General features: G+C 73.1%; 26 protein-coding genes. 14 read left to right on the top strand and 12 right to left on the bottom strand.

The features are described 5' to 3' along the window. Nucleotides 1-146 precede the first annotated feature (146 nt). From OHS81_RS29580 to OHS81_RS29570, 3 genes are all read left to right on the top strand, one after another. Nucleotides 147-1,088 (top strand): pseudouridine synthase, encoded by a 942-nt coding sequence (locus tag OHS81_RS29580; RefSeq protein WP_328388233.1) that lies wholly within the window; start codon nucleotides 147-149, stop codon nucleotides 1,086-1,088. 138 nt (nucleotides 1,089-1,226) lie between these two features. Next, the gene (locus tag OHS81_RS29575) at nucleotides 1,227-1,901 is read left to right on the top strand and encodes an HAD family hydrolase (RefSeq protein WP_328388231.1); all 675 of its coding nucleotides are present in this window, start codon (nucleotides 1,227-1,229) and stop codon (nucleotides 1,899-1,901) included. Between the two features lie 14 nt (nucleotides 1,902-1,915). Further along, nucleotides 1,916-2,365, top strand: coding sequence for an NUDIX hydrolase (locus OHS81_RS29570; RefSeq protein WP_328388229.1), 450 nt, complete (start codon nucleotides 1,916-1,918; stop codon nucleotides 2,363-2,365). An 89-nt stretch (nucleotides 2,366-2,454) separates the two neighbouring features. On the opposite strand, the gene OHS81_RS29565 is transcribed toward OHS81_RS29570, so the two are convergent. Together OHS81_RS29565 and OHS81_RS29560 are read right to left on the bottom strand one after the other, a co-directional pair. Beyond that, on the bottom strand, nucleotides 2,455-4,074 hold the full coding sequence (locus OHS81_RS29565; RefSeq protein ID WP_328391510.1) for an ABC-F family ATP-binding cassette domain-containing protein: 1,620 nt from the start codon (nucleotides 4,072-4,074) through the stop codon (nucleotides 2,455-2,457). A gap of 407 nt (nucleotides 4,075-4,481) precedes the next feature. Beyond that, nucleotides 4,482-5,966 carry a cytochrome P450 gene (locus tag OHS81_RS29560; RefSeq protein ID WP_328388227.1) on the bottom strand — a complete coding sequence of 495 codons (1,485 nt, stop codon included), beginning with the start codon at nucleotides 5,964-5,966 and terminating at the stop codon, nucleotides 4,482-4,484. Between the two features lie 88 nt (nucleotides 5,967-6,054). Here OHS81_RS29560 and OHS81_RS29555 point away from each other — a divergent pair, with 88 nt between their 5' ends. The 3 genes from OHS81_RS29555 to OHS81_RS29545 all read left to right on the top strand — a co-directional run bounded on the left by OHS81_RS29555 (nucleotide 6,055) and on the right by OHS81_RS29545 (nucleotide 8,650). Continuing rightward, entirely contained in the window at nucleotides 6,055-6,456 is a 402-nt protein-coding gene (locus OHS81_RS29555) for a (2Fe-2S) ferredoxin domain-containing protein (RefSeq protein WP_328388225.1), read from the top strand. Nucleotides 6,457-6,713: 257 nt separating this feature from the next. Then, a complete protein-coding gene (locus OHS81_RS29550) occupies nucleotides 6,714-7,517 on the top strand; it encodes a response regulator transcription factor (protein WP_328388223.1) in 804 nt (267 codons plus the stop codon). Then, the gene (locus tag OHS81_RS29545; RefSeq protein ID WP_328388221.1) at nucleotides 7,514-8,650 is read left to right on the top strand and encodes a sensor histidine kinase; all 1,137 of its coding nucleotides are present in this window, start codon (nucleotides 7,514-7,516) and stop codon (nucleotides 8,648-8,650) included. The genes OHS81_RS29550 and OHS81_RS29545 overlap by 4 nt, the downstream gene beginning before the upstream one ends. A gap of 159 nt (nucleotides 8,651-8,809) precedes the next feature. Here OHS81_RS29545 and OHS81_RS29540 read toward each other — a convergent pair whose 3' ends face one another. The 6 genes from OHS81_RS29540 to OHS81_RS29515 all read right to left on the bottom strand — a co-directional run bounded on the left by OHS81_RS29540 (nucleotide 8,810) and on the right by OHS81_RS29515 (nucleotide 15,420). Continuing rightward, on the bottom strand, nucleotides 8,810-10,231 hold the full coding sequence (locus OHS81_RS29540; RefSeq protein WP_328388219.1) for an MFS transporter: 1,422 nt from the start codon (nucleotides 10,229-10,231) through the stop codon (nucleotides 8,810-8,812). Further along, nucleotides 10,228-10,791 (bottom strand): helix-turn-helix domain-containing protein, encoded by a 564-nt coding sequence (locus OHS81_RS29535; protein WP_443058876.1) that lies wholly within the window; start codon nucleotides 10,789-10,791, stop codon nucleotides 10,228-10,230. The genes OHS81_RS29540 and OHS81_RS29535 overlap by 4 nt, the downstream gene beginning before the upstream one ends. A gap of 167 nt (nucleotides 10,792-10,958) precedes the next feature. Further along, the gene (locus OHS81_RS29530) at nucleotides 10,959-11,693 is read right to left on the bottom strand and encodes a cytochrome b/b6 domain-containing protein (RefSeq protein WP_328388215.1); all 735 of its coding nucleotides are present in this window, start codon (nucleotides 11,691-11,693) and stop codon (nucleotides 10,959-10,961) included. Beyond that, a complete protein-coding gene (locus tag OHS81_RS29525; RefSeq protein ID WP_443058784.1) occupies nucleotides 11,677-12,429 on the bottom strand; it encodes a molybdopterin-dependent oxidoreductase in 753 nt (250 codons plus the stop codon). Before OHS81_RS29525 ends, OHS81_RS29530 begins: the two co-directional genes overlap by 17 nt. Before the next feature lie 80 nt (nucleotides 12,430-12,509). Next, complete coding sequence (locus OHS81_RS29520) at nucleotides 12,510-13,481, bottom strand: hypothetical protein (RefSeq protein WP_328391506.1); 972 nt, start codon at nucleotides 13,479-13,481, stop codon at nucleotides 12,510-12,512. A gap of 283 nt (nucleotides 13,482-13,764) precedes the next feature. Beyond that, complete coding sequence (locus tag OHS81_RS29515) at nucleotides 13,765-15,420, bottom strand: FAD-binding dehydrogenase (protein WP_328388213.1); 1,656 nt, start codon at nucleotides 15,418-15,420, stop codon at nucleotides 13,765-13,767. Nucleotides 15,421-15,627: 207 nt separating this feature from the next. Here OHS81_RS29515 and OHS81_RS29510 point away from each other — a divergent pair, with 207 nt between their 5' ends. The 8 genes from OHS81_RS29510 (at nucleotide 15,628) to OHS81_RS29475 (ending at nucleotide 22,429) form a co-directional block, all read left to right on the top strand. Further along, nucleotides 15,628-16,521 (top strand): DMT family transporter, encoded by an 894-nt coding sequence (locus tag OHS81_RS29510; protein ID WP_328388211.1) that lies wholly within the window; start codon nucleotides 15,628-15,630, stop codon nucleotides 16,519-16,521. Between the two features lie 110 nt (nucleotides 16,522-16,631). Further along, a complete protein-coding gene (locus OHS81_RS29505; RefSeq protein WP_328388209.1) occupies nucleotides 16,632-17,165 on the top strand; it encodes an NUDIX hydrolase in 534 nt (177 codons plus the stop codon). Nucleotides 17,166-17,208: 43 nt separating this feature from the next. Beyond that, nucleotides 17,209-17,619, top strand: coding sequence for a YidH family protein (locus OHS81_RS29500; protein ID WP_328388207.1), 411 nt, complete (start codon nucleotides 17,209-17,211; stop codon nucleotides 17,617-17,619). A 3-nt stretch (nucleotides 17,620-17,622) separates the two neighbouring features. After that, nucleotides 17,623-17,985: a DUF202 domain-containing protein gene (locus OHS81_RS29495; protein ID WP_328388205.1), complete on the top strand. Its 363-nt coding sequence runs from the start codon at nucleotides 17,623-17,625 to the stop codon at nucleotides 17,983-17,985. Between the two features lie 142 nt (nucleotides 17,986-18,127). Beyond that, entirely contained in the window at nucleotides 18,128-19,099 is a 972-nt protein-coding gene (locus OHS81_RS29490; protein ID WP_328388203.1) for an MBL fold metallo-hydrolase, read from the top strand. Between the two features lie 245 nt (nucleotides 19,100-19,344). Beyond that, nucleotides 19,345-20,397, top strand: coding sequence for a phosphotransferase family protein (locus OHS81_RS29485; protein WP_328388201.1), 1,053 nt, complete (start codon nucleotides 19,345-19,347; stop codon nucleotides 20,395-20,397). A 7-nt stretch (nucleotides 20,398-20,404) separates the two neighbouring features. Further along, nucleotides 20,405-21,637, top strand: a complete 1,233-nt coding sequence (locus OHS81_RS29480; protein ID WP_328388199.1) for an acyl-CoA dehydrogenase family protein — start codon at nucleotides 20,405-20,407, stop codon at nucleotides 21,635-21,637. Between the two features lie 150 nt (nucleotides 21,638-21,787). Then, a complete protein-coding gene (locus OHS81_RS29475) occupies nucleotides 21,788-22,429 on the top strand; it encodes a MerR family transcriptional regulator (protein WP_328388197.1) in 642 nt (213 codons plus the stop codon). Here OHS81_RS29475 and OHS81_RS29470 read toward each other — a convergent pair. The 4 genes from OHS81_RS29470 to OHS81_RS29455 all read right to left on the bottom strand — a co-directional run bounded on the left by OHS81_RS29470 (nucleotide 22,417) and on the right by OHS81_RS29455 (nucleotide 26,580). Further along, complete coding sequence (locus OHS81_RS29470; RefSeq protein ID WP_328388195.1) at nucleotides 22,417-23,037, bottom strand: class I SAM-dependent methyltransferase; 621 nt, start codon at nucleotides 23,035-23,037, stop codon at nucleotides 22,417-22,419. The two genes, OHS81_RS29475 and OHS81_RS29470, sit on opposite strands and share 13 nt — an antisense overlap. A 332-nt stretch (nucleotides 23,038-23,369) precedes the next feature. Then, nucleotides 23,370-23,975: a TetR/AcrR family transcriptional regulator gene (locus OHS81_RS29465; protein WP_328388194.1), complete on the bottom strand. Its 606-nt coding sequence runs from the start codon at nucleotides 23,973-23,975 to the stop codon at nucleotides 23,370-23,372. Between the two features lie 25 nt (nucleotides 23,976-24,000). After that, entirely contained in the window at nucleotides 24,001-25,662 is a 1,662-nt protein-coding gene (locus OHS81_RS29460; RefSeq protein ID WP_328388192.1) for an AMP-binding protein, read from the bottom strand. A gap of 144 nt (nucleotides 25,663-25,806) precedes the next feature. Continuing rightward, nucleotides 25,807-26,580 carry an SDR family oxidoreductase gene (locus OHS81_RS29455; protein ID WP_328388190.1) on the bottom strand — a complete coding sequence of 258 codons (774 nt, stop codon included), beginning with the start codon at nucleotides 26,578-26,580 and terminating at the stop codon, nucleotides 25,807-25,809. Nucleotides 26,581-26,664: the final 84 nt, after the last annotated feature.

Here is a 26,664-nt window from a genome sequence, read left to right as displayed (position 1 = left end):
GCTTCGCTCGTACAGTCCGGCCATATGCGGCATACATTCCAGTATGCGCGTCAGGTCCATGGTGTGGCCCCTCCTGCCCTGGCCGCGGGTCTGTCGGCGGCGGCCGGGTCTTTGCGTTGCCGGCCCGGCTGGGGTTCTCTTGCCGGGTGAGACGCAGATCCCCGGTTCCGCCCGCCCCGCTCCCCCAGCGCGACGGTATCGATCCCGTACGGGTGCGGCTGCCCGCCGATCCGGACGGGGTGTGGGGCACGGTCCGGGAGCATCTGGTCGACCGGTTCCAGGGGGCGATCGGGGCGCAGCGGGTGGACGCGATGCTGGGCGCGGGGCGGTTCGTCGGGACCGGCGGTGCGCTGAGCGGGGCGGAGCCGTACGAGCCCGGACGGTATGTCTGGTTCCACCGGGACTTCGCGCCGGAGGTGCCGGTGCCGTTCGAGGTGCGGATCGTCCACCGCGACGAGCGGATCGTGATCGCCGACAAACCGCACTTTCTCGCCACGACGCCGCGCGGGCGGCACATCACCGAGACCGCGCTGGCCCGGCTGCGGCGCGAGCTGGAGCTGCCCGCGCTGCAGCCCGCGCACCGGCTCGACCGGCTCACGGCGGGGCTGGCGCTGTTCGTCGTACGGCCCGAGGACCGGGGCGCGTACCAGGGCCTGTTCGGCGGACGGCGGGTGCGCAAGGAGTACGAGGCGGTGGCGCCGTACGACGAGGCGGTGGCGCTGCCGGTGACCGTGCGCAGCCGGATCGTGAAGGAGCGCGGGGTGATGGCCGCGCGCGAGGAGGCCGGTGCGGCCAATGCGGAGAGCCGGATCGAGCTGGTGGAGCGGCGGGGCGGGCTGGGCCGGTACCGGCTGCTGCCCGCGACCGGCCGCACCCATCAACTGCGGGTCCATATGAACCGCCTCGGGCTGCCGATCCTCCACGATCCGGTCTATCCGGTGGTCGGGGACCCGGACCCGGACGACTTCGGCACGCCGCTCCAACTGCTGGCGAAGGTGCTGGAGTTCACCGATCCGGTGGACGGCAGGACGCGGCGGTTCGAGAGCGGGCGGCGGCTGGCGGCGTGGGACCCGGGCCCGGTGGTGTGATCGGGGGCCTGGCGGCGGGGCGCCCCCATGGCGCGTTCGGGCCGGTGGCCGCACGGAATTTGCGGTGCGGACGGCCGCCGGGTGTGCCTAAGGTGCGCCGGTCGGTGGAGTGAGTGCGGGAGAGGGACTGGCGGACGCATGCTGATTTTCGATGCAGATGACACGTTGTGGGAGAACAACGTGGTCTTCGAGCGGGTCATCGACGAGTTCCTGGAGTGGATGACCCACCCCGGACTCGACCGGGCCGGGGTGCGGGCCGTGCTCGACGGGATCGAGGCGGCGAACGCGGTGACCCTCGGATACGGCAGCAAGGTGTTCCTGCACAGCCTCGGCGAGTGCGTGGCGCGGCTGCGGGGCCGGGCCGCTACGGCCGAGGAGGCGGCGCGGATCTCCGGGTGGGCCGCGGCCTTCGACGGGGACCGCGTGGAGCTGATTCCCGGCGTCGCCGAGACCCTGGCCGAACTCGCCCGGCGGCACGATCTCCTGCTGCTGACGAAGGGCGACACCGAGGAGCAGCAGCGGAAGATCACGGCCTCCGGGCTGACCCGGCACTTCCGGGGCGTCCACATCGTGGCGGAGAAGAACACCGCCACCTATCAGGAGCTGACCCGCTCCTACGACCTGGAGCCGGGCTCGGCGTGGATGATCGGGAACTCCCCCAAGTCGGACATCCTGCCGGCCCGTTCCGCGGGCCTGAACGCGGTGTTCATCCCGCACGACCACACCTGGGTCCTGGAGCACGGGGAACTCGACCCCGTCGACGAGAAGGTGCTGCGGCTGTCGGCGTTCGGTGATCTGCTGCGGCACTTCTGAGAAGGGTGGGAGAGATGACGGTGGCGGGGCCCGGGGTGTCCTGTGTGTTCGTGTGCCATGACGGTGCCGGGCGGGTGTTGCTGGCCCGGCGGAGCGCGGGGGCCAGGGATGAGCCGGGGACGTGGGACTGCGGCGCCGGGGCGCTGGAGTTCGGTGAGTCCTTCGAGACGGCCGTGGCACGGGAGGTGCAGGAGGAGTACGGCGTGCGGCCGCTCGGCATCGAGCAGGTCGGGGTGCGCAATGTGCTGCGCGGTGACCCGGTCGATTCGCACTGGGTCGCGGTGGTCTTCGCCGTACGGGTGGAGCCGGCCGAGGTGACGATCGGCGAGCCGCACAAGTTCGATGCGCTCGCCTGGTGCGCTCCCCATGAGCTGCCGGTGCCGCTGCATTCCCAGTGCGGGGCGGCTCTGGAGCTGTTCGGCGCGGGGGCCGGTGCCCGGCGGGCCGGCCGGCCGCAGGACTGACGCGGGCCTGACGCCGGACGGGGGCCGCCGACGCGGGCGGGCGGGGCGGAGGGCGTCTCCACTCCCCCGCCCCGCCCGCCCCGTTCCGTCTACAGCGGTGCGATATCGGTCAGTTCACCGTCTTCCAGGGCGAGCCGGCGCGTGATGCCGATGTCCCTCAGGAACGTCGGGTCGTGGCTGACGACGAGGAGCGCGCCCTCGTAGGACTCCAGGGCCGTGACCAGCCGGCGGACCGACGCGAGGTCGAGGTTGTTGGTCGGCTCGTCGAGCATCAGCAGCTGCGGGGCCGGCTCGGCCAGCATCAGGGCGGCGAGCGAGGCCCGGAAGCGTTCGCCGCCGGAGAGCGTGCCGGCCTGCTGGTCGGCCCGTGCGCCCTTGAACAGGAAGCGGGCGAGCCGGGCCCGGATGCGGTTGTTGGTGGCGTCCGGGGCGAAGCGGGCGACGTTCTCGGCCACGGTCAGCGCGGGGTCGAGGACGTCCAGCCGCTGCGGCAGGAACCGGAAGGGGACATGGGCCTGTGCGGCGCCCTCCTGCGGGGGGATCTCCCCGGCGAGGGTCCGCAGCAGGGTGGTCTTGCCGGAGCCGTTGCGGCCGGTCAGCGCGATGCGTTCGGGGCCGCGCACCTCCAGCTCGGCACGGGCGCCGAAACGGGTGCGCAGGGCGTGCAGGGTGAGCACCGTGCGGCCGGGCGGCACGGCGGTGTGCGGCAGGTCGATACGGATCTCGTCGTCGTCCCGGACCGCCTCGGCCGCCTCGCCGAGGCGTTCTCTGGCCTCCTTGAGACGTTCGGTGTGCAGGGTGCGGTGCTTGCCCGCGGATACCTGGGCCTCCCTCTTGCGCTCGTTCATGACGATCTTCGGCTCGCGCTTGTTGGCGTTCATCTTGTTGCCGTAACGCACCCGGCGCGCCAATTTGATCTGGGCGTCGGCCAGTTCGCGCTTCTGGCGCTGGACGTCGGCCTCGGCGGCCCGCACCGTCCGCTCGGCCGCTTCCTGTTCGACGGCCAGGGCATGTTCGTAGGCACTGAAGTTGCCGCCGTACCAGTGGATCTCCCCGTCGCGGAGGTCGGCGATCCGGTCGACGAGTTCGAGGAGTTCACGGTCGTGGCTGACCACGACGAGCACGCCGGACCAGCCGGTGACCGCGTCGTACAGCCGCTGCCGGGCCGGTCCGTCGAGGTTGTTGGTGGGCTCGTCGAGCAGCAGCACGTCCGGCCGGCGCAGCAGCAGGGCCGCCAGCCGCAGCAGGACACCCTCACCGCCGGACACCTCGCCGATGGTGCGGTCGAGGTCGAGGCCGGGCAGCCCGAGCTGGTCGAGGGTGGCGCGGGCGCGCTCCTCGACGTCCCAGTCGTCGCCGATGACGGTGAAGTGCTCCTCGCTCGGGTCGCCGCCCTCGATGGCGTGCAGGGCGGCGCGCGCGGCGGCGATGCCGAGCGCTTCGTCGACCCGCAGGTGCGTGTCGAGCGAGGCGTGCTGCGGGAGGTAGCCGACCTCGCCGGCGACCTTGACGCTGCCGGCGGTCGGGGGAAGTTCGCCCGCGATCAGCTTCAACAGGGTGGACTTTCCGGCCCCGTTGGAGCCGATGAGGCCCGTACGGCCGGGGCCGACGGCCAGCGGGAGATTTTCCAGGACGGGGCTGCCGTCGGGCCAGCTGAAGCCGAGGCCGGTGCAGACGATGGCCGCGGAGGACGCGGAGGTGGGTGGCATGGACACAGGGGTCTCCTGGGCGCGAAGGGGGTGTGGGGAATGCGCTGGGAGACACCGCACCGTCGGCGCGTCATCAAAACGCCGGGATGCGTCGGGTACGCCGTACGTACGCCGAGGTCGCGGACGGGCCGCGCGAGGCATGAACCGCCGCTCCGGAAACCGGAAGCGCAGGGCGGATCACCGTCGCGGGCGCGGTGCCTCAGGACCTCAGACGAGCAACGGCCTTCTCCGATCGGCGGCAATGGGACCAGGAGTGACGATACGGGGGACGCCGCCGGAACGCAAACGCTATTTGCGTTGCATTTGTGGTGTGGCTTGTGGTGGCGTTCGTTTCCGCTGCGTGTGCGGCTTTGCGCTGTGCGTGCGGCTTTCCGCTGTGCGTGCGGCGTCCCCGGGCCCTCGGGCCCCTACTCCACGGCTCCGTCGCGCGGGCGCAGGCGCACCCGGGCCGGGCCGGTGGCCTGAAGGGTGATCCCGGCGGCGACCGGCACCTCCTGGTCCACGGCTTCGAGTTCGTACGTCCGCAGCAGCACGGCCAGCGCCAGCACGGACTCCAGCATCGAGAAGTGCTGCCCGATGCAGGCGCGCGGCCCGCCGCCGAACGGGAACCAGGCGTAGCGGTGCCGTTCCGCCTCCCGCTCGGGTGCGAAGCGCCGCGGATCGAAGCGTTCCGGGTCCTCCCACAACTCCGGACTGCGGTGGGTGACCCAGGGCGCGACGACCACATCGGCACCGGCCGGGATGCGGTATCCGCCGATCTCCGTGGCGGCCACGGCCCGGCGGCTGATGACCGGTGCCGCCGGATACAGCCGCATGGACTCCTTGAGCGCCTGGGTCAGGTACGGCAGACGGTCCAGGTCGGCGGCCGTGGGGGTGCGTTCGCCCAGCACCCGGTCGATCTCCTCGCGCACTCTGCGCTGCTCCTCGGGGTGCCGGGCGAGGAGGTGGAGGGTGAACGCGAGGGAGGTGGCGGTGGTTTCGTGCCCTGCCAGCAGGAAGATCAGGACCTGTTCGCGGACCTCGGTCGCGTCGAGGGAACCGTCCTCGTCGTTGCCGGCCGCGGCCAGCAGGGACAGCAGGTCGTCCCCCTCGCCCCTCTCGCCCTTCTCGTCCCCCTCGTCCCTCTCGTCCGCCGCGGCTGCCGCCTCCGTGGCCGCCCCGCGCGCCGCCCGCCGGTCCGCGATGATGCGGTCGCACAGGGCGTTCAGCTCGTCGGTGGCGGCCCGGGCCCGCAGGTTCGCGGGGGTGGGCCACTCCCGCGGGACCTTCACGGGTACGTAGGCACGCCGTACGACATAGGCGTTGATGACCGGGGCGCACCGGTGGAAGGCGTCCTCGGCCGCCGCCGCGTCCAGGCCGAACAGGATCCGGGCGACGGTGCGCAGCGCCAGCCGGTTCATCTCGAGGACCAGGTCGACGGTGTGGTCCCCGGCGGCGCGCCAGCGCTCGGCGAGGGTGCCGGCCTCGGTCGTGATCGCCGCGGCGTAGCTGTCGACCCGGCGCTTGGTGAACAGCGGCTGCACCAGCCGACGCTGCCTGAGGTAGTCGGAGTCCTGGCTGGTGAGCAGGCCGTTGCCGAAGGCCTGACGGACCTCCTCGTAGAGCGGGTGGTCCTTACGGAAGTCGGCGGCCTGGGAGGCGAGGATCTGTTGCACGCCCTCGGGCGCGAAGACCGCATGGAACACACTGCGCAGGCCGGGCGGGCCGGCCACCAGCCGCACCACATCGCCGTGCGTACGCCGTGCGTCGAGGAATGTGGTGAGGGAGTCGCGCCGCAGGTCGAGCATCGAGCCGAGCACGGGGAGACCGGCCGGGCCGGGTATCTCGCTCTCCGGTGCGGGGCCGGGGTGGGGGCCGGGGTGGGGGTGAGGCTGGGGGTCGGTGAGGGGCATGCCGGATGTCTATCCCGCGGAACCGGGTTCCTACCCCCGCCCGGCCCTCCCGCATCGGGGGCGAGGCGCCGGCCGTAGCATGAGCCGGATGATCGACAAGCATGCCGGACGGGCAGCCACCGCGGCCCCGTGCCGGGTCACCGTATGCCGCGGCTGCTGCTGCGGCGATGCGGCCAAGATCCCGGGCGTCGACCACACAGGGCAGATACCGCGGTTGCGCGCGGCGCTCGACGGCGCGGCGCCGGTGCGGGCCTCGGAGTGTCTGGACGTCTGTGACCAGGCGAATGTGGTCGTGGTCCAGCCCTCGCCCGCGGGCCGGGCGGCCGGCGGGCGCCCCGTGTGGCTCGGGCTGGTCAACGACGACGACGCGCTGGCCGATATCGCCGCGTGGATCCGGGCCGGCGGGCCCGGCCTGGCCGAACCGCCGGGCGTGCTCGACCTCTATGCGATCACGGTGTCGCGACGGGTACGGGAGGGGCTGGAGAGCTGAGGCGCCAGGACGGGGCTGAGCCGGGGCTACGACGGGGCAGCGGGGGCAGCGGGGCCGTGACGGCACCGCGCCCCGCATCGAGCCGCCCGCCGGCCCCCTGAAGTACACCGCCACCGGTTCACGGCCCGGGTACCGGCCACCGGCCACCGGCCATGGGTTACCGGAGTCTTACGACAGCAGGCCGGCCTGCCCGCCACCGCGCGTGCTGGTGTTGGCTGGACCCATGACGCCTCTCTCCAGAAGGGCACGCTGAGCCCGTGCACCGCGCAACGCCGCCCTCCGCGCCCCCGCCCGTCCCGCTGCACGGGCCGCCGCGCCGTGTCCTGGTCGTCGAGGACGATCCGACCGTCGCGGAGGTCGTCACCGGCTATCTCTCCCGCGCCGGCTACACCACCCGGCACGCCGCCGACGGTTTCGCCGCCCTCGACCAGGCCGCGGAGTTCCGTCCGCATCTCGTGGTGCTCGATCTGATGCTGCCCGGCATCGACGGTCTGGAGGTGTGCCGCCGGCTGCGCCGCGCCGACGACGGCCCGGCGGTCCCGGTGGTGATGCTCACGGCCCGTGGCGAGGAGGCGGACCGCATCCTCGGCCTGGAACTGGGCGCGGACGACTATGTGACCAAGCCCTTCAGCCCGCGCGAGCTGGTGCTACGGATCGGCTCGGTGCTGCGCCGTGCGGAGTCCGCGCCGCCGGCCGCGGCGCCCTCCGCCGTCCTGTGCGCCGGGGACCTCCGTGCCGACCCCGGCGGCCGGCGCGCCGACCGCGGCGGACGGGAAATCTCCCTCACCGCCCGCGAGTTCGACCTCCTCGTCTTCCTGATGCGCCATCCCGGACAGGTCTTCTCCCGGGAGGAGCTGCTGGCCCGGGTCTGGGGCTGGGAGTTCGGCGATCTGTCCACGGTGACCGTGCATGTGCGGCGGCTGCGCGAGAAGATCGAGGCGGATCCGGCCGCGCCACGGCTGGTGACGACGGTCTGGGGCGCGGGCTACCGCTTCGACCCCATGGAGGACGAACCCCCGCCGGAGCCCGGACCGCTGCTGGGAGGCGATCTGCTCTCATGACGGACTTTCTGGTCATCGTGGCGCTGGCGGCGCTGGGCGCGGCGCTGGCGGGCGTGCTCGCGGCGCCCGCGGTACGGGTGCTGCGGCGGCGCTCGGTCGCGCTGTCGCTGTTCGCGGTGGCGGTGCTGGCGGTGGCCGCGATGGCGGCGGGCACGGTGGCGGTCGCCCAGGCGATGTTCCTGTCCGGGCACGACCTGGGCGTGGTGATGGCCGTGGTGGCCGTCTCCGGGGTGGTGTCGCTGGCGGCCGCGCTGCTCTTCGGACGCCGGATCGCGGCGGGCAGCCGGGAGCTGGCACGCTCGGCCCGTACGGTCGGCAGCGAGGGCGGCTTCGTGGCGCCCGCCGAACCGCCCACCGCGGAACTGGCCGCGCTGTCGCGGGCCTTGGAGGAGACCAGCGGGCGGCTCGCCGAGGCACGGGAGCGGGAGCGGGCACTGGATGCCTCCCGGCGCGATCTGATCGCCGGGATCTCGCACGACCTGCGCACCCCGCTCGCCGGGCTGCGGGCGATGGCCGAGGCGCTGGAGGACGGGGTCGCCGAGGACACCGCGCGCTACCACGCACGGATGCGGGTCGAGGTCGACCGGCTGGCCGCCATGGTCGACGACCTCTTCGAACTCTCCCGGATCCAGGCCGGGGCGCTGGCCCTGACGCTGTCGCGGGTGTCGGTGTACGACCTGGTGGACGATGCCCTCGCCGGGGCCGGGCCGCTGGCGCGGGCCGGCGGGGTGCGGCTGGTGGACGGCGGGGTGGTACCGCTGCCGGTGCGGGTGGACGCCCAGCAGATCACCCGCGTCCTGGGCAATCTGCTGGTCAATGCGATTCGTGCGACACCGGCGGACGGCACCGTGGCGGTCAGCGCACGGCACGAGAAGGGCCGGGTGATCCTTGCGGTCGAGGACGGCTGCGGGGGCATTCCGCCGGAGGATCTGGCGCGGGTCTTCGACACCGGCTGGCGCGGCGGCGCGGCCCGCACCCCGCGCGCGGACGGCAAGGGCGGCGCCGGGCTGGGCCTGGCGATCGTCCGCGGGATCGTGGAGGCCCATGAGGGCCGGGCGACGGTACGGAATACCGGGGCGGGCTGCCGCTTCGAGGTCGAACTGCCGTCGGCGGACGTGCCGGTGGAGCTGTAGGCGGGGCGCGGACGGGGCCGCGGACGGTCCGGCGGGCGTGGGGCCGGGCCGTCCGCGGCGTGGGCGTACGGGTGTGGCTGACGGGCCTTGGCGGGGCTGGCGGGCCTGGCACCGTGGCGCGCCTCGGTGCCTTGGCGCGCCTGGGCACCCTGGCGCGCCTCAGCGCCGTGCCGCCGCTCCGTCCCGGCCCTCCGGATCCGCGCCCCGCTCTCCTGGCCCCTCGTGGCTCTCGGCCCGGCGCTCGGCCCGCTGCCCTTCCCTCTGCCCTTCCCTCTGCCCTTCCCTCTGCTCCTCCCGCCGCTCCTCCCTCTGCTCGTCCCGGCGCTCCTCTCGCCCCTCGTCCCCCGTCCGGCGCACCGGCAGGTCGCGGACGGCCCCGACCGGCGAGAAGAGCAGGATCAGGGCGGCCAGCGGCACCCCGGCGGTCATGATCCACATGGCTGTGCGGAGGCCGAGGGCGGAGCCGAGCGCACCGCCGAGCAGCGCGCCCAGGGGCAGCGTGCCGTAGTTGAGGAAGGAGCTGCCGGCGATCAGCCGGCCGAGCAGGGCCGGCGGGCAGTAGCGCTGCTGGAAGCCCACCTTGAGGGTGTTTCCGCCCACCACACCCGCACAGACGCCGAAGCTGCCCGCGACGTAGAGCAGCGCCCCGGCGCCGTGGGCGGCGAGGGGGATGAGCAACGCGGTGCCGGACAGGCCCAGTTCGCACAGCAGCATGGCACGGGCCGTACCGAACCGGTCGGCGGCCCGGCGCGCCAGGAAGGCACCCACGATCCCGCCCGTACTGGCCAGCGCCAGCAGCCCGCCGACCGCACCGGGCGGCAGACCGACCTCGCGGACCAGGAAGACCGCCGCAATCGACTGGTACCCCATGAGCGCGAGGTTGGAGGCGGCGCCGAAGAGCGTCAGGGTGCGGAACCAGACATCGCCGGTGACCAGCCGCAGCCCCTCGGCGATGTCCGCAAACAGGGTCCGTGACGCGCGGTCGCGGGGGTCCGGGCGTGGCTCGCGGTGCCGGATGCGGAGCAGGCACAGCAGGGATACCAGGAAGGTGGCCGCCTGGGCGGACAACGCGTTGACGGCGCCGGCCAGTTGGGCGATGAAGCCGCCCGCCCCCTGTCCCGCGATCTGCGCCGCCGAGGCGCTGCCGTGCAGCTTGGCGTTGCCCTCGGCCTGGTCGGCCGGTGCGAGCAGGCCGGGGAGGTAGGCGCTGTAGGCGGTCTGGAAGACCACCGCCGCCGCGCCGGCCAGCAGGGCCACGGTGATCAGCAGGCCGAGGCCGATCCCGCCGTACCGGGCGAGGACCGGTACGGCGGCGAACAGCACCAGTGACAGCCCGGCGGCGCCCAGCATCAGGGGCCGGCGGCGTGTCCGGTCCACCCAGACGCCCACCGGGAGGCCGATGAGCAGCCAGGGCAGCCAGCCGCAGGCGCTGAGCAGCCCGACCGCGAAGGTGGAGGCGTGCAGGGTGGACACCGCCACCAGCGGCATCGCCACGGTGGTGACCGACGCCCCGAACTTCCCCGCCGTCTCACCGCACCACAACAGCCGGAAGTCACGATGGCGGCGCAGCAGTCCGCTCATCGCTCGTGACGCTCCTTGCGCGGGAAGGCCTGCAACTGGACGACGACGGGCCGCTCCTCGGGGGCGTCCCCGCCGGGTCCGCCGTGCGCCGCCGCCCGGTGCCGTGCGACCACCTGCTCCAACTCCTCGTTCAGTGCGGCGAGCTGTCCGGGCGTCAGGCGCAGGTCGTGCCATTGGGAGAGGGTGCCGGCGTCCCGCCATTCCGGGGCCCAGTCCTCGGTGAGGTAGCTGACGACCCGGTTGAAGTGCTGCTGGACGATTTCGTGCACATAGAGCGCCAGCGCACCACGGGTGTCCGGATCGTCGCGGAATTCGGTGGTGTCGAGCCGGTGGGCGACCCGGACCGCCCGCCACCAGCGTTCGCGCTTGGTGCCGCGGCCGGTCTCCTCCTCGATGAAGCCGTGTTCGGCGAGGTGCCGCAGATGCCAGCTGACCGTGCCGGTGTTCTCACCGAGACGGCGTCCGAGTCCGGTGGCGGTGTCCGGGCCGTCGAGCCGCAGCAGCTCCAGGAGGCGCATCCGCAAGGGGTGGGCGACCCCGCGCAGACTGCGGGCGTCCATCCGGCGGGTCGGGGGCACGGCCGTCGGCGTCGGCGTCGGACGGGGCGGGTGCGGTGGTGTGGAGGCGTCAGGCATGAACGGCAGCCTAGAGTTGCCAAGACTCCTCTGCATAGAGGTCTCTGCAGAGGAGTCTTGGCAACGGACGGGAACGGCCCCGCCGTTGGGGGCTAGGACCTGTCGCCGAAGTCCCCGTTTGCGCTGTCCCGTGCCTCCCCGCCGTCTTCCCCGTCCCCCTCCCCCGGCACCCACAACGGATGCTCACGCCGTGCCCATTGCGCGTCGACGGAGCCGGTGCGCAGGCCGCGGCGTGACTCGGGGTCGCCGTACGCCTTCCCGACATGCCCGGCGATCACGATGACCACGGCGAGCGCGAGCCAGTCGTGGACGAAGGTGGCGCCGGTGCGCCAGACCAGGGGCGCGATGGGGGTCCCCCCTGCTCGAGCGAAGCCGAGAGCCTGGGGGAGGGTGAACCACATCAGCAGGCCGGTGCCGAGCATCACCAGGACCGCACCGGCGATCCAGGCGGCGTAGAGCTTCTGCCCGGCGTTGAACTTGCCGGCCGGGCGGCCCCCTCGGCGGCGCAGTGCGGCGCGCAGCCACTGGCGGTCGTGCGGGCCGTAACGGTTGAGGCGGGTGAGGTCGGCGCGCAGGGCACGGGAGCCGAGGCCCAGCAGCAGGGGGACGGGCAGCAGGATGCCGGACCACTCGTGGACGGTGACCATCAGATGGCGGCGGCCGACGAGTTCGGCGAGGAAGGGGAGGTAGAGACAGCCGGCGGTGAGGACACAGACGGCCATCAAGGTGGCGGTGGCGCGGTGCACCCGGTGTTCGGCGGGGGTGAAGCGCGGGACGCGGCGGCGTGCCGTGGTGGCCCCGGACCGGCTCTCAGGTGGTCGGGGCATCGTCGCGTCCGTTCGACCGGCCGACCCAGGCGTCGATGTCATATCCGAGGTTCTCCCAGTATCCGGGCTGGACATGGTCGGTGACGGTGATCCCGGAGAGCCACTTCGCCGACTTGTAGAAGTACATGGGCCCGACATAGAGGCGCACCGGACCGCCGTGGGCGTGGGCGAGCGGCTTGTCCTGCATCCGCAGGGCGACCAGGACGTCGTCGCGGCGGGCCTGTTCGAGGGTGAGGGATTCGCTGTAGGTGCCGTCGAAGCAGGTGAAGCGGACGGCCTTGGCCTCGGGGCGTACGCCCACGGCGTCGAGGAGGGCGGAGAGGCGGACGCCCTCGAAGGGGGTGGCGGGCACCCGCCAGCCGGTGACGCACTGGACGTCGCGGACGAGCCGGGTCTGCGGCAGCCGGCGCAGACCGGCGAGGCTCAGGGTGGTCCGGTGGCGGACCAGGCCGTCGATGCCGAGGCGGTAGGTGCGTGCGTCCTTGGCCGGTACGGAGCCGGTCACGGAGTAGTAGCGGAAGCCGCCGCCGCCCGGGAGCAGCCCGGTCAGGCCGGTGGGGTCCTGCTGTGCGGCGGCCCCGAGGGTGCTGTCGTAGGCGCTCTGCAGGAAGGGGGCTGCGGCGACGCCCGCGGCACCGGCGGCGAGCATGCCGAGCACCACGCGGCGGCCCACGGGGGTGCCCTGCCCGTCCTCGTCGCCGCCCGCCGGGCGGGGCCTCTTCGCGTCCTTGGTCACCCTTCGATTCGACCACCCCGCGGGCGCCGGGGCCAGCGTCCCGGCCCCGGCGTCAGACTTTCGTCATCAGCGCCGCCGGGTCACGGGGCGGCGGCGTCCCGGGCGCGGCACAGTGCGGTGGCCCGCGCGGCCCGGAACGCGCCCGTGCCGTCGCGGCCCGGGTACGACCACGGGGCGCGTGTGGCGTGCGGACCGATCCGCTGGAACAGCGTGGCGGCCTCGGCGGTCCGCCCTTGGTGGAACGCGGCATGGGCGAGGTAGTTGAGATCGATCTTGCGGCGGGGGTGTTCCTCGCCCTCCCATTCCAGCCACCAGTCGACGGCGGTCTGCAGCACCTGCCGGGCGCGCCGGGTGGACCAGTGGCCCCAGTCCGCGGGGTCGGGGGGAGCCAGGCCCGCGGCGGCGAGGACGCGGTAGCGCTCGGCGTACGCCACGACGGGGAGGAGGGCGAGCGGGGAGTCGGCGGGGGCACCTGCCGCCGCGCGGGCCGCGAAGACATGGACCGGGTGCCGTGGATCGTCGGTGACGCCCGGCAGTTGCTCGGCCAGGGAGGCCGTCATGAGGTGGTGTGCGTGGTGGTGGTCGCGGTGGCGGGCGCACACCTGGCGGAAGGCGTGAGCCCGTTCGCCCGGGGTGCCGGTGCGGCGGGCGAGGATCAGCGCGCCGAGCCAGGGGGTGGGGTCGTCGGGCAGCATCCGGGCGGCGGTGGCACAGGCCTCGGCGGCGGCCTCGGTGCCGCTCTCGCCGCGCAGGGCGAGATGGACGGTGGCGAGGGCCAGGAGGGTGGCGGCGTCACCGCTGTCCGGTTCGGCGAGCAGCCAGTCGCCGGCCCAGGCGGCACTGCCGGGGCAGGTGGCCAGGACGGTTAACCGGTGGCCGCGCAGATCCCAGTGCGCACCGGTCCCGGCGAGCAGGGTACGCACCCTGGCCCACTGGCCGAGCGTCAACGCCTCGGCTGCGAGAGCCAGTTGGGCGTCGTCCAGGGCCGGGGTGAGCGCCGGGGTGCCGGGGCGGCGGGCGCGTCGGAGGGGTGGCGGCATCGGTGGCGACATCGAAATCACGGGTCAGGGGCTCCATCAGGGGCTCCATGGCGCGCCGCACCGGCCGTCTCACCGCACCGAGTCGTCCTCGGCGGGCGGGGACCGGATCCGCGCACCTCTACAGAGGGTAATGACTTGGTCCGCACCAGTCATCACGCACAGCAAAGCGGCCCGCAGAGCTCCGCGTCAAGGCGCGAAGGGGAATGGCCGGATCCGCCCCCCTCTCTCTGCCGCACCACATGTCCCTCTCCCTCTCCCGCACCGCGTCCCGCCGTATCGCGTCACCCCCGCCCGGTCAGGACACCGCCCGCCCCGCCGCCCGCCCCGCCGTCCGGCCGGAGAAGAGACAGCCCCCGAGGAAGGTGCCCTCCAGCGAGCGGTAGCCGTGCACCCCGCCGCCGCCGAACCCGGCCGCCTCGCCCGCCGCGTACACGCCGGGCAGGGGCGCGCCACCGTCGGTCAGCACCCGTGAGGAGAGGTCGGTCTCCAGACCGCCGAGCGTCTTGCGGGTGAGGATGTTGAGCCGTACGGCGATCAGCGGGCCGGCCTTGGGGTCGAGCAGCCGGTGCGGCGCCGCGGTGCGGATCAGGCGGTCCCCGAGGTAGGCGCGGGCCCCGCGGATCGCGGTCACCTGGAGGTCCTTGGTGAAGGAGTGGGCGATCTCCCGGTCCCGCGCCACGATCGCGTCGCGCAGCGCCTCCTCGGCTATCAGCGGCTCCTTGGTCAGCTCGTTCATCCGCCGCACCAGATCGGTCAGCGAGCGCTCGACGACGAAGTCCGCGCCACGGTCCATGAACGCCTGCACCGGCCCCGGTGCGCCGGCCCTGGCCCGGCCCAGCACGCCGCGGATGCTCTTGCCCGTCAGGTCGGGGTTCTGCTCGGAGCCGGAGAGGGTGAACTCCTTCTCGATGATCTTCTGGGTGAGCACGAACCAGGTGTGGTCATGGCCGGTCCGCATGATGTGTTCGAGGGTGCCGAGGGTGTCGAAGCCGGGGAAGAGCGGCACCGGCAGCCGCTTGCCGCGCGCATCGAGCCACAGCGGGGACGGTCCGGACAGGATCCGGATGCCGTGCTGCGGCCAGACCGGGTTCCAGTTGTCGATGCCCTCGGTGTAGTGCCACATCCGGTCGCGGTTGATGATCCGGCCGCCCGCCGCCTCGGCGATGCCCAGCATCTTGCCGTCCACATGCGCGGGCACCCCGGACAGCATCCGCCGCGGGGGCTTGCCGAGCCGCTTCGGCCAGTTGGCGCGCACCAGCTCGTGATTGCCGCCGATACCGCCCGAGGTGACGATCACGGCCTGGGCCTTGAGCTCGAAGGCGCCGGCCACCTCGCGACTGCTGGGCCTGCCACGCTCGGCGTCCGAGGGCTCCAGGACCTCGCCGCTGACGGTGTCCACGCTCCCCGCGGTGCGCGACAGCCCGGTCACCCGGTGGCGGAAGCGCAGCTCCACCAGTCCGCGGGCCACCCCGGCCCGCACCCGGCGCTCGAACGGGGCCACCAGCCCGGGGCCGGTGCCCCAGGTGATGTGGAAGCGGGGGACGGAGTTGCCGTGCCCGGTCGCGTCGTAGCCGCCGCGTTCGGCCCAGCCGACGACGGGGAAGAGCCGTACGCCCTGCCGGTGCAGCCAGGAGCGCTTCTCGCCGGCCGCGAAATCGACGTAGGCCTCGGCCCAGGAGCGCGGCCAGTGGTCCTCCGGCCGGTCGAAACCGGCCGTGCCCAGCCAGTCCTGCCAGGCCAGCTCACGGCTGTCGCGGATGCGCAGCCGGCGCTGTTCGGGGGAGTCCACCAGGAAGAGACCGCCGAAGGACCAGTGCGCCTGTCCGCCGAGGGACTGCTCGGGCTCCTGGTCGAGGAGGATCACCTTCCGTCCGGCGTCCACCAGTTCCGCGGTGGCCGCCAGGCCCGCGAGTCCCGCTCCGATCACGATCACATCAGCGTCGTACGCCATCTCAGCAACTCCTCAACGGGGCACGCCGGGCGCCCCGGCCGCCTGGTGGAACGATCCTCAGCGCACCCGACTGCCGCGTCAACCACCTGGTTACCGCGCAGTACACCAAGGCGCGCGGGAGAATGGTCGGTGACGAGGGCCACCCCACGCCCGCCGCCTGGTGACTATCCTCAGGCGCATCCCCCGCCCCCCGATACGAGGTGCGACGTGACGGTGATACTGCTCGCCCTTGGAGCGGCCTGCTGTCTGGGACTCGGTTTCGTGTTTCAGCAGGCCGCGGCGCAGCACGCCCCGATGAAGGACTACCTCTCGGTACGTCTGCTGCTCGATCTGGTGCGGATGCCGCTGTGGCTGGCCGGTATCGGTCTGATGGTGGTCGGGATGGCGCTCGGCGCGATGGCGTTGGGGATGGGCGACATCACTCTGGTGGAGCCCCTGCTGGCGACCAATCTGCTGTTCGCGATGGCGCTGTCGCGGCGGCTGACCCGGCAGCGGCTCGGCCGGAGCGGCTGGGCCGGGCTGTGGCTGCTGGCGGGCGGGGTCACGGCCTTCATCGTGGCGGGGCGCCCCCAGGGCGGGCAGCGCAGCACGGATCATCTGTGGCAGTGGCTGATCATGGGCATGGTGCTGGGCACCGCGTTGCTGCTGGCGGCGGTCGCCAAGCGGGAGCGGGTGCATGTGAGCCTGGAGGCCGCCCTGCTGGGGATCGCGGCGGGCCTGATCTACGGGCTGCAGGACGCGCTGACCCGGATCAGCGGGGAGCACTTCAGCGAGGGCGGCTGGTCGGCCCTGGTCACCAGCTGGCAGCCGTACGCCATCGTGGTGCTCGGTGTGCTGGCGCTGGTGCTCGTACAGAGCGCCTTCGAGTCGGCGCCGCTGCGGCTCTCGCTGCCCGCGCTGACCGCCGCCCAGCCGCTGGCCGGCATCGCCTGCGGGGTGGGGTTCCTCGGCGACCAGCTGCGGGTGACGCCCGCGGCGCTGGCGTGGGAGGTGGCCGGGATCGTGGCCGTCGTCGCGGGCATCGTGCTGATCGGCAGCCATCCGGCGATGCCGCCGGGGTCCGGCCGGCGGGAGAACGTGCGGGAGCTGCAGCCGCGCTGAGGAGGGCGTCCCGGCCGCTCCCCCGCGGCGGCGACCGCCCTCGCAGAGCGCCGCCCGGAGACCGCCGCCCGGTGAGCTGTGCCCGGGGCCCGGGTGGTTGCATGGCTGCCATGACCGATCAGCAACCGCTCAACGCGGACGAAATCCTCGACATCGTCGATGAGAACGATCAGGTCGTGGGGCAGGCCCCACGCGGCGAGAGCTACGCCCGCAGGATGCGCACCCGCTGTGCCTTCGTCCTCGCCCGGGACGAGGCGGACCGGATCTTCGTCCACCGCCGCACCCCGCACAAGCTCGTCTTCCCCTCGCACTACGACATGTTCGTGGGAGGCGTGGTCGGCACCGGCGAGACCTACGACCAGGCGGCGCTGCGCGAGGCCGAGGAGGAGCTGGGGGTCCAGGGACTGGAGCCGCCCCGGCCGCTGTTCAAGTTCCTCTACGAGACGGCCGAGCACACCTGGTGGTCCGCGGTCTACGAGGTGCGCTGCACGCTGCCGGTCGCCCCGCAGGAGTCGGAGATCGACTGGTCCGCGTTCCTGACCGAGGAGGAGCTGACCCGGCGGCTGGACGAGTGGCCGTGGACGCCGGACGGGCTCGCCGCGTACCGGCAGCTGCTGGCCCGGCGGGAGGCGGGGGAGCTCTGATGCGCCCCGGGCAGGGCACCGGCCGGCCGATAGGGTTTCGGCCATGATCCTCACTGAGGGGCTGCGGTCGGCCGGCGCGGCCGTGCGGCTGTGGTTCTCGCCCGCGCGGATCCGCGAGGAGGGCACGACCCCCGACTACCGCTTCTCGCTCGCCAACGAGCGCACCTTTCTCGCCTGGCTGCGCACCGGGCTGGCGCTGATCGGCGGCGGTTTCGCGGTGGACCAGTTCCTGCCCCGGCTGCACCAGGGGCTGCGGGTCACCTTCACCGTCGTCCTGCTGGTGGGCGGCGCGCTGTGTGCGCTGCGGGCGGTCAACCACTGGGTGCGCTGCGAGCGCGCGATGCGGCGCGGCGAGGACCTGCCGGTCAGCCGCTTCCCCACGGCGCTGGCGCTGAGCGTCGGCGTCCTGGCGGTGGCGGTGGTCGTGCTGGTCCTCCTGGGCCGGACCACCTAGCCGATGGCGGGCGGAACACGGCCGGCGGCGGGGATGCCGCGGCCGGCCCCCGACCGGGACCCGGGGCTGCAGCCGGAACGGACCAGGCTGGCGTGGCGGCGTACCACGCTGTCCGCCACGGCGATGGCGGTGCTGGCCGCCCGTCAGCTGCTGCAGAGCGCCGCCCCCGGGCCGGTGGAGGTGGTTCTGGCGGCGCTGACCGGCCTGTTGTGGATCGCGTTCGTGGTGCTCGCGCACCACCGGATGCGGGCGATGGTCACCGGCCGCCCGCCGGGCCTGCCCCCGCGGACGGCCCTGCTGCTGGTCGGCTGCACCCTCGGGCTGGCGCTGTGCGGCACGGTGATCCTGGTACGGCCGGGGCACTGAGCAGGGGCCCTGAGCCGGGGTGCGGCGCCACCGCGGCGGGCGACAGAGGTACGGTGACGCGACCCCCGCCGTCCCGGGTCGGGACCGACTCCCGCCCCGGCAGCGGGAAATGAGGGACCACCGGACGAGGGGACACACCCGCATGGGCGACTCGACAGCACGGAACACGCGGGCGCAGGCCCCGGCAGCGCACACCTCGGCGGCACCGACCGCCGAGCCCTACCTCACCGAACTGGCCGCCGGGGTCCACGCCTTTATCCAGCCGGACGGCGGCTGGTGCCTGAACAACGCGGGCTTCGTCACCGACGGGGACGCCACCCTGGTCGTGGACACCGCCGCCACCGAGAGCCGGGCGCGCCTGCTGCGCCGCCGGATCGCCGAGAGCGGCGCACCCACGCCCCGCATGGTGGTCAACACGCACCACCACGGCGACCACACCTACGGCAACTGCGTCTTCGCGCCCGAGGCGACGGTCATCGGGCATGCCTCCTGCCGCCGTGAGCTGCTGGCCGCCGGACAGCAGCTGCACGCGGTGTGGCCCGAGGTCGAGTACGGCGACATCCGTCTGACGGCGCCCGAGGTCACCTACACCGACGAGCTGGCCCTGCACGTCGGGGACATCGAGGTGCGGCTGATCCACCCGGGCGTGGCACACACCACCGGCGACACCGTCGTCTGGCTGCCCCGGCAGCGCATCGTCTTCGCCGGAGACCTGGTCTTCCACGGCGGTACCCCGTTCGTCTTCATGGGGTCGCTGGCCGGATCGCTGCGCGCACTGCAGTTGCTCCGCACCCTGGACGCGGTCACCGTCGTCCCCGGGCACGGTCCGGTGACCGGCCCCGAGGTGTACGACGGCATCGAGCGCTACCTGCGGTTCGTCGGCCGGCTGGCGCAGGAGGGCCGGGCGGCCGGCCGTACGCCGCTGGAGGTGGCCCGGGAGGCGGACCTCGGCCCGTTCGCGGAGCTGGCCGAGAGCGAGCGGCTGGTGGCGAATCTGCACCGGGCGTACGCGGAGCTGGCGGGCACCGCGCCGGGTGCGCCGCTCGACGTGGCGGCCGGGTTCGGCGATATGACGGTGATGAACGGCGGAGTGCCGATGGCGTGTCACGCCTGATCACGGGCGTGAGGGCGGAGGCCTGAGAGAAGGCCGGGAGCGACGGGGGCCAGGGGCGGCCGGCGCCGGGGCAGCCCGAGCCGGCCGGGGGCAGCCCGAGCCGGCCGGGGGCGCCCGGGACCGCCGGTGTGGCGGAAAATCCCCGCGTGACCCACGCCCCACACCCCGGCACTGGACTCCATACCGACTAGTCGGCATGATCGTGCTGCGACCGACCGACCGTCCACTCCGTACGGAGGAGCACGATGAGCAAGGGCACCCCTCCCCCGCAGACCCAGGACCGGGAGGATCCTCCCGGCCTCGACCTGGAGCGATTGCGCGAGCATCTGGGCCGGGAGCGGCCGGGGCTGGCCGGCGGCCCGCTGCGGGCCCGGCTGATCGAGGGCGGGCGGTCCAACCTCACCTACCGCGTCACCGATGGCGCCGCCTCCTGGGTCGTCCGCCGGCCGCCGCTCGGCCATGTGCTGGCCACCGCGCACGACATGCGGCGCGAGCACCGGGTCATCAGCGCCCTGCACGAGACGCCGGTGCCGGTGCCCGAGGCCCTGCTGCTGTGCGAGGACGAGTCGGTCATCGGCGCACCCTTCTATGTGATGGAGCTGGTCGAGGGCGTGCCCTACCGCACGGCCGGCCAGCTGGCCCCGCTCGGGGCCGAGCGCACCCGGGCCGTGGTGCTCTCCCTGGTCGATACGCTCGTGGACCTGCACGCGGTGGACCCGGAGGCGGTCGGGCTCGGCGACTTCGGCCGCCCCGACGGCTTCCTGGAGCGCCAGCTGCGCCGCTGGGGCAAGCAGTTGAGCGCGTCGAAGAACCGCGACCTGCCGGGGATCGACGAGTTGCACGAGACACTGGGCCGGGCGCTGCCCGCCTCGCCCGCCCCGGCCGTCGTCCACGGCGACTACCGCCTCGACAACGTCCTGATCGGGGCCGACGACACCCTCAAGGCCGTCCTGGACTGGGAGATGTCCACGCTCGGCGATCCGCTGACCGACCTCGGTCTGCTGGCGATGTACAGCTCGGACCTGGGCCTGCCGCAGTCGCCGGTGAGCACCACCAGCGGCGCCCCCGGTCACCCCTCGCCGGGCGAGCTGATCGAGCGTTACGCCGCCCGCTCCGGCCGGGACACCTCCGCCATCGCCTGGTACACGGCGTTCGCCTGGTTCAAGCTCGCCGTGATCCTCGAGGGCATCCACTACCGCTTCACGCTCGGCCAGACCGTCGGCGCCGGGTTCGACCGGATCGGCGAGCTCGTCCCCGTCTTCATCGACCACGGACTCACCACCCTCAAGGAAGGCTGAGACGCCCATGGACTTCGCATTCGACGCCCGCACCGAGGAGCTGCGCGAAAAGCTCCTGACGTTCATGGACGAGCACGTCTACCCGGCCGAGCGGACCGCCCATGAGCAGCGGGCCGCACTCGCCTCGCCGTGGGACACCCCGGCGATCGTCGAGGAGCTGAAGGCCGAGGCCCGCAGGCAGGGGCTGTGGAACCTGTTCTTTGTGGACGAGCACAGCCTCCCCGACCCGGAGCACGGCGCCGGGCTGACGAACCTCCAGTACGCCCCGCTGGCCGAAATCACCGGCCGCAGCCCCCAGTTGGCACCCACCGCACTGAACTGCGCGGCACCGGACACCGGCAACATGGAGGTACTGGCGCAGTTCGGCAACGAGGCGCAGCAGAAGCAGTGGCTGGCGCCGCTGCTGGCCGGTGAGATCCGGTCGGCGTTCGCGATGACCGAGCCGGAGGTGGCCTCGTCGGACGCCACCAACATCGAGACCCGGATCGAGCGGGACGGCGACAGCTATGTCATCAACGGCCGCAAGTGGTACATCTCCGGCGCGATGAACCCGCTGTGCCAGATCTTCATCGTGATGGGCAAGACCGACCCGGACGGCGCGGACATCCGCCGCCAGCAGTCGATGATCCTGGTTCCGCGGGACACCCCCGGCGTGGAGGTCAAGCGCGCCATGCAGGTCTACGGCTACGAGGACCACTACCACGGCGGCCATGCCGAGGTGGTCTTCCACGACGTACGGGTGCCGGCGGGCCATCTGATCGGCGAGGAGGGCGGGGGCTTCGGCATCGCCCAGGCGCGGCTCGGCCCCGGCCGGATCCACCACTGCATGCGGCTGATCGGCATGGCCGAGCGCGCCATCGAGCTGATGTGCCGCCGTGCGGTGACCCGTACGGCGTTCGGCAAGCCGCTGGCCCAGCAGGGCGTGGTGCAGGAGTGGATCGCGGACGCCCGGGTGGCGGTGGAGCAGCTGCGACTGCTGGTGCTGAAGACCGCCTGGCTGATGGACACCGTCGGCAACAAGGGTGCCCACACCGAGATCCAGGCCATCAAGATCGCCACCCCGCGCACGGTCGTGGACATCCTCGACAAGGCGGTACAGCTGCACGGCGCGGGCGGCGTCAGCCAGGACTTCCCCCTGGCGGAGCTGTGGGCCGGCGCCCGCACGCTCCAGCTGGCGGACGGCCCCGACGAGGTGCACCAACGGTCCCTGGCGCGCCGCGAGTTGAAGCGCTACCTGTAGGGCCCGACGCCCCGGGGCCGCCCCGGTACCGCAGCCGTGACCGAGGGGGTGGGGACCTCGGGCACGGCCTGCGTACGACGCGAGCGGGGCCCCTTGTCCACCGGTCGGAGCGGGCCCCGGCCGGCAGGGCCCCGCCGTTATCCTCGGGGGATGCGTATCGGAGAACTGGCGCGGCGGACCGGGGTGCCGGTTCCGTCGATCAAGTACTACACCCGGGAAGGCATGTTGCCGCCGGGCGAGCGCATCAGTCCGAACCAGGTCCAGTACGCCGATTCGCACATCCGGCGGCTGAAGCTGATCCGGGCGCTGACCGAAGTGGGCGGCTTGTCCATCGCGGCGGCCGCCGAGGTACTGGCCGGCATCGACTCTCCGGGCACCACCCCGCACGGCATGCTCGGGACCGCGCAGTCGGCGGTCAGCAAGGTGGCCGCCGAGCGGGGCACCGACGAGATGTGGGAGCGCGCCGAGCGCGAGGTCGCGGAGCTGGTGCGGCGGCACGACTGGTCGGTACGGCCGGAGAATCCGGGGTGGCGGACGCTGGTGCAGGTCGTGGTGGCTTACCACGAGCTCGACCAGAGCGAGCTGCTGGGCCTGCTCGACCGGTACGCACAGGCCGCCGGGTCCCTGGCCGCCGCCGAGCTGGCGGCGTTCGACGGGGTCCCGAGCCTCGACGCCCAGATCGAGGGTGCGGTGCTCGGGACCGTACTGGGCGACACGGCGATGGCCGCGCTGCGGCGTATCGCCCAGGAGGACGTGGCCCGGCGGGTGCGGGCGCGGTCTCAGACGGGGTGAACGGGCTCGCCGGCCGGTACGAGGTGGTGCACCCGGGCCGGGGGCAGGTTGCCCAGCACCAGTTCGGTGCGGAAGGTGTGCCGGTCGAGTATGCGGCGCAGCGCGTTCTGGCCGTCGAGGACGTGGGCGCGGGCGGCTTTGCCGGTGAACGTGCGGCGCGCCGTGGCCCCGCCGACGTAGCCGAAGAAGGAGAGGGTGCCGCCGGGCCGCAGGGCGCCGAGCAGCCGGTCGAAGATGTCCGTCGTGGTCGGGGCGTCGAAGTTCGCGAACGGCAGGCCGCAGACGATCGTGTCGTAGGTGCCGAGTTCGTGCTCCTGCACCAGACCGGTGAGGAACTGCAGCCGGGGGTCGCCGCCGTAGGCGCCGTGCAGGATGTCGACGAAGCGCGGGTTGGCCTCGACCAGGTCGAGGGTGTCCTCGCGGCCGAGCGCGTCGGCGATATGGCGGGTCACCGCGCCGGTGCCGGGACCCACCTCCAGGACCGCGCGGGAGCGGCCGGGGCTGGGGATCAGATAGCGGGTCAGGGCCCTGCCGAGCCGGGGACTGCTCGGAGCAATCGCGCCCACCTCCCGGCGCGTCCGTGCGTACTCCCGGAGAAACAGCGTCACTTCAGCCACAAGGCCACCCACATCGGTAGTGATAGCAGAACTATCGATACCGTAAGTTACGGACGGCGGATGAGGACAGCCCCGAGCCGTAACCACCCCTTGAGTGTCGTTGCCCGGGAGCGCATTCCCACAGGCCTTGCGCGCAATCCAACAATTTCCTGAAGATGCGGTGAAGGCCCTCAGGAGCGCGCCGGGAGGCGGCCCGTCCCGCCTCGGTGTGGCCGTTCCGATACACAGGGTGAGGGTGTGTGAGGAACGCCACTCCCGCACATGTGGCCAACGGAACACCGCGGCGGGCCGGTACGGGCGGCGACCGCGGCGCGCGGTGCGCGCTACGGCCGCAGGGCCCGCAGCAGGAGATCCGCCAGGTGATCGGCGACCTGCTGCGGGCTGAGCGGTCCGTCCTCGCGATACCACGTGCCCAGGTGGTGCACGGAGCCGAAGTGGTAGTCCACGACCAGGTCGGCGGGGATGTCGGCGGCGAAGACGCCGGTGCGCTGGCCCTCCTCGACCAGGGCCCGGAACCGCTCGTGGTAGCGGCGCCGTTCGGCGCGTACCTGCTTGTCCTTCTCCGGGCTGAGCTGGTGCATCGAGCGGAAGAAGATCTTGGTGTCGTCGAGGTTGTCGATGGTGGTGACGACCACATCGGCGGCGGCGTCCCGCAGTCGCTGCTCCACCGGCGCGTCGGCACCGGCGAAGTGGTCCAGCCGCTCCTGCTGGAGTCGCAGGACCCGGCCGTAGACCTCGTGGAGCAGATCCTCCTTGGAGCCGAAGTAGTGGTACAGGGCGCCCTTGGTGACGCCCGCCGCATCGACGATCTCCTGGACGGAGGTGCGGTCGTAGCCCTGCTCGGCGAAGAGCCTGGTGGCGGTGGCCAGCAGCCGCTGGGCCACCGGCTTCGCACCGCCGTTGCCGTTGCCGTCCTTCGTGCCGGCCATCGCCCTCACCTGTCCTTCGTGCTAGTCATGCGCGGTGGCGCAGCTCCCGTCGGAGGATCTTGCCACTCGTGGTCTTCGGAAGCTCGGCCAGGATCTCCACCGCGCGGGGATATTTGTACGCCGCGAGCCGTTCCTTGCAGTAAGCGGCCAGCTCGGCGGGTTCCGGGGACGCGCCGGGGCGCAGGCTGACATAGGCCTTGACCGACTCGCCACGGTAGGCATCGGGCACCCCGACGACCGCCGCCTCGCGCACCGCCGGGTGGCTGTAGAGGACGTCCTCGACCTCGCGGGGCCAGACCTTGAAGCCGGAGGCGTTGATCATGTCCTTCTTGCGGTCGACGACGTACAGCCAGCCGCCGGCGTCCATGAAACCGATGTCACCGGTGCGCAGCTCGCCGTCCGGAAGGGCCTCGGCGGTGGCGTCGGGGCGGCGCCAGTAGCCGGGGACGACCTGGGGGCCGCGGACCGTTATCTCGCCCTGCTCGCCGAACGGCAGGTCCCGGCCCCTCTCGTCGGTGATCCGCACGACGGTGTCGGGGCCGGGGACGCCCACGGCCAGCGTGCCGGAGACCTTGTCGACCGGTGCCTTTCTGCCGGGCGGGACGCTGGCACAGGGGGCGGTGCACTCGGTCAGACCGTAGCCGTTGTGGAGGTACGGCCCGAAGTCGGTGCGGAACTTCTCGACGAGGGCGGGCGGCAGCGGCGCACCGCCCGAGGACATGGTCCGGAAGGACGCGAAGTGGTCACGGGTGACCTCGGGGTGGGCCATCAGCGCCATGTAGGCGGTGGAGGGCCCGACCGTATAGGCGGGGCGGTGTTCCAGGAAGGCGTCCAGGACGACACCGGCGTCGAAGCGGTAGGCGAGCGCGAGGGTGCCGGAGTTGGCGACGCAGGCGGCCAGTTCGCAGACCATGCCGGTGATGTGGAAGAGCGGGGCGAGCGCGAAGTAGGTGGCGCCCTCGGGCAGGCCCAGGCCGGTGCGCTGGCGTTCGGCGTTGTAGGTGATGTTGCCGTGGGTGTTGGTGGCGCCCTTGGGGGTGCCGCTGGTGCCGGAGGTGTAGCTGATCAGCGCGAGGTCGTCGGCGGTGAGCTCCGGGTCGGCGGGCACCGCGCGGATCCTCCCCGCAGTGCGGGCGGCGGTCAGCAGATCGTCGGCGCCCTCCTGCGGACCGAGCCGGTCACCGCGCAGCACCCGCCGGTCGTCGCGGGTCTGCAGGTCCCGTTCCCAGGTGGTGAGCGCGATCCGGACGGACGGCGCCTCGGCGGCGGTGGCCCGCAGAAAGCCGTCCCAGGTGCGGTCGGCGCAGATGACGGCGGTGACCTCGGCGTCGTCCAGGATGTGCCGCATTTCGGCGGACTTGTACATGGGGTTGACCGGTACCACCACACCGCCGGCCTTCCACACGCCGAGCAGGGCGAGCACGAAGTGCGGGGTGTTCTGGAGCATGACCGCGGCCCGGTCGCCGCGCCGGAAGCCGCGCCCGGCGAGGTGGGCGGCGATGCCGTCGGAGAGCGCATCGGTCTCGGCGTAGGACAGCCGGCCGTCGAAGTAGGCGAGCGCCGTACGGTCGGGGACGCGGCCGACCGCGGCCCGGAAGGCGTGCAGCGTCGAGGGGGGCGGCTGGACGGGGGCGCGCTGGGCATCGGTGAGCTGTGCCAGCCACGGCATGTCCTGGTAGGAGGTCATCGGGGTGCGGCCCTTTCTTCCTGATCGCCTGAATCATCCCTGCGGGGGAAACGCCCGGGTGACGCGGGGTGGCGGGTGGCGTGCGGTGACGCGCCGGGCCCGGCCGGCCCGTCACCCTGCACCCCGCTGCCGGGGCGGGTGCTCCTAGGAGCGGCCGCCCTCGGCCTGCTCCAACTTCCGCTGGAGGTGGTTCATCCCGCCGAGCCAGCGGTCGGGGTCCGCCGCCCGCGCGGTGTAGTAGTCCGCGACCTCGGGGTGCGGCAGCACCAGGAAGCGGCCCTCGGCCATCGCCGCGAAGAGGGCGTCGGCGACGTCCTCGGGTTCCACGGCCGTGGGCGTCAGGACCAGGTCCCCGGCGGCGCCGGTGGCGGCCAGCATGTCGGTGCGGACGCCCTGCGGGCAGATGGCGTGGACGTCGATACCGCGGTGCCGGTAGGTCAGCGAGAGCCATTCGGCGAAGGCGTAGGCGCCGTGCTTGGTGACGCTGTACGGGGCGGCGGCGACCATGGTGAGCAGGCCCGCGGCGGAGACCGTGGAGATGAAGCGCCCGCTGCCGCGCTCCAGCCACTCGGGCACCAGCTCCCGCGCGGCCCGGACATGTGCCATGACGTTGACGTCCCAGGCCAGCGTCCAGTCCTCGTCGGACGCCTCGGGCCCGCCGCCGGTCCCCACTCCCGCGTTGGCGCAGAAGATGTCGATACCGCCGCCGAGCGCCGCCCGTGCGGCCGGGACGACGGCGGAGGCGTCGCCGGCGACCGCGATCGCCCCGATCTCCCCGGCGGTCTTCGCCGCCTTGGCCTCGTCGAGATCGTTGACCACGACCCGGGCGCCCTCGGCGGCGAACCGGCGGGCCAGCGCGGCGCCGATCCCCCCGCCCGCCCCGGTCACGACAACGGTCTTGTCCCGTACGGCTTCCACCCTGGGTCTCCCTCGGTCGGGTCGGTGCGACGGAGGCAGACTAACCAGTCGGTATGTCCCGGCGGAAGAGTCCTTGCCGTACCG

Source organism: Streptomyces sp. NBC_00400, from assembly GCF_036048035.1.
In the GTDB taxonomy this organism is placed as follows: Bacteria; Actinomycetota; Actinomycetes; order Streptomycetales; family Streptomycetaceae; genus Streptomyces.
This window is presented reverse-complemented; position numbering and strand designations above follow the sequence as displayed.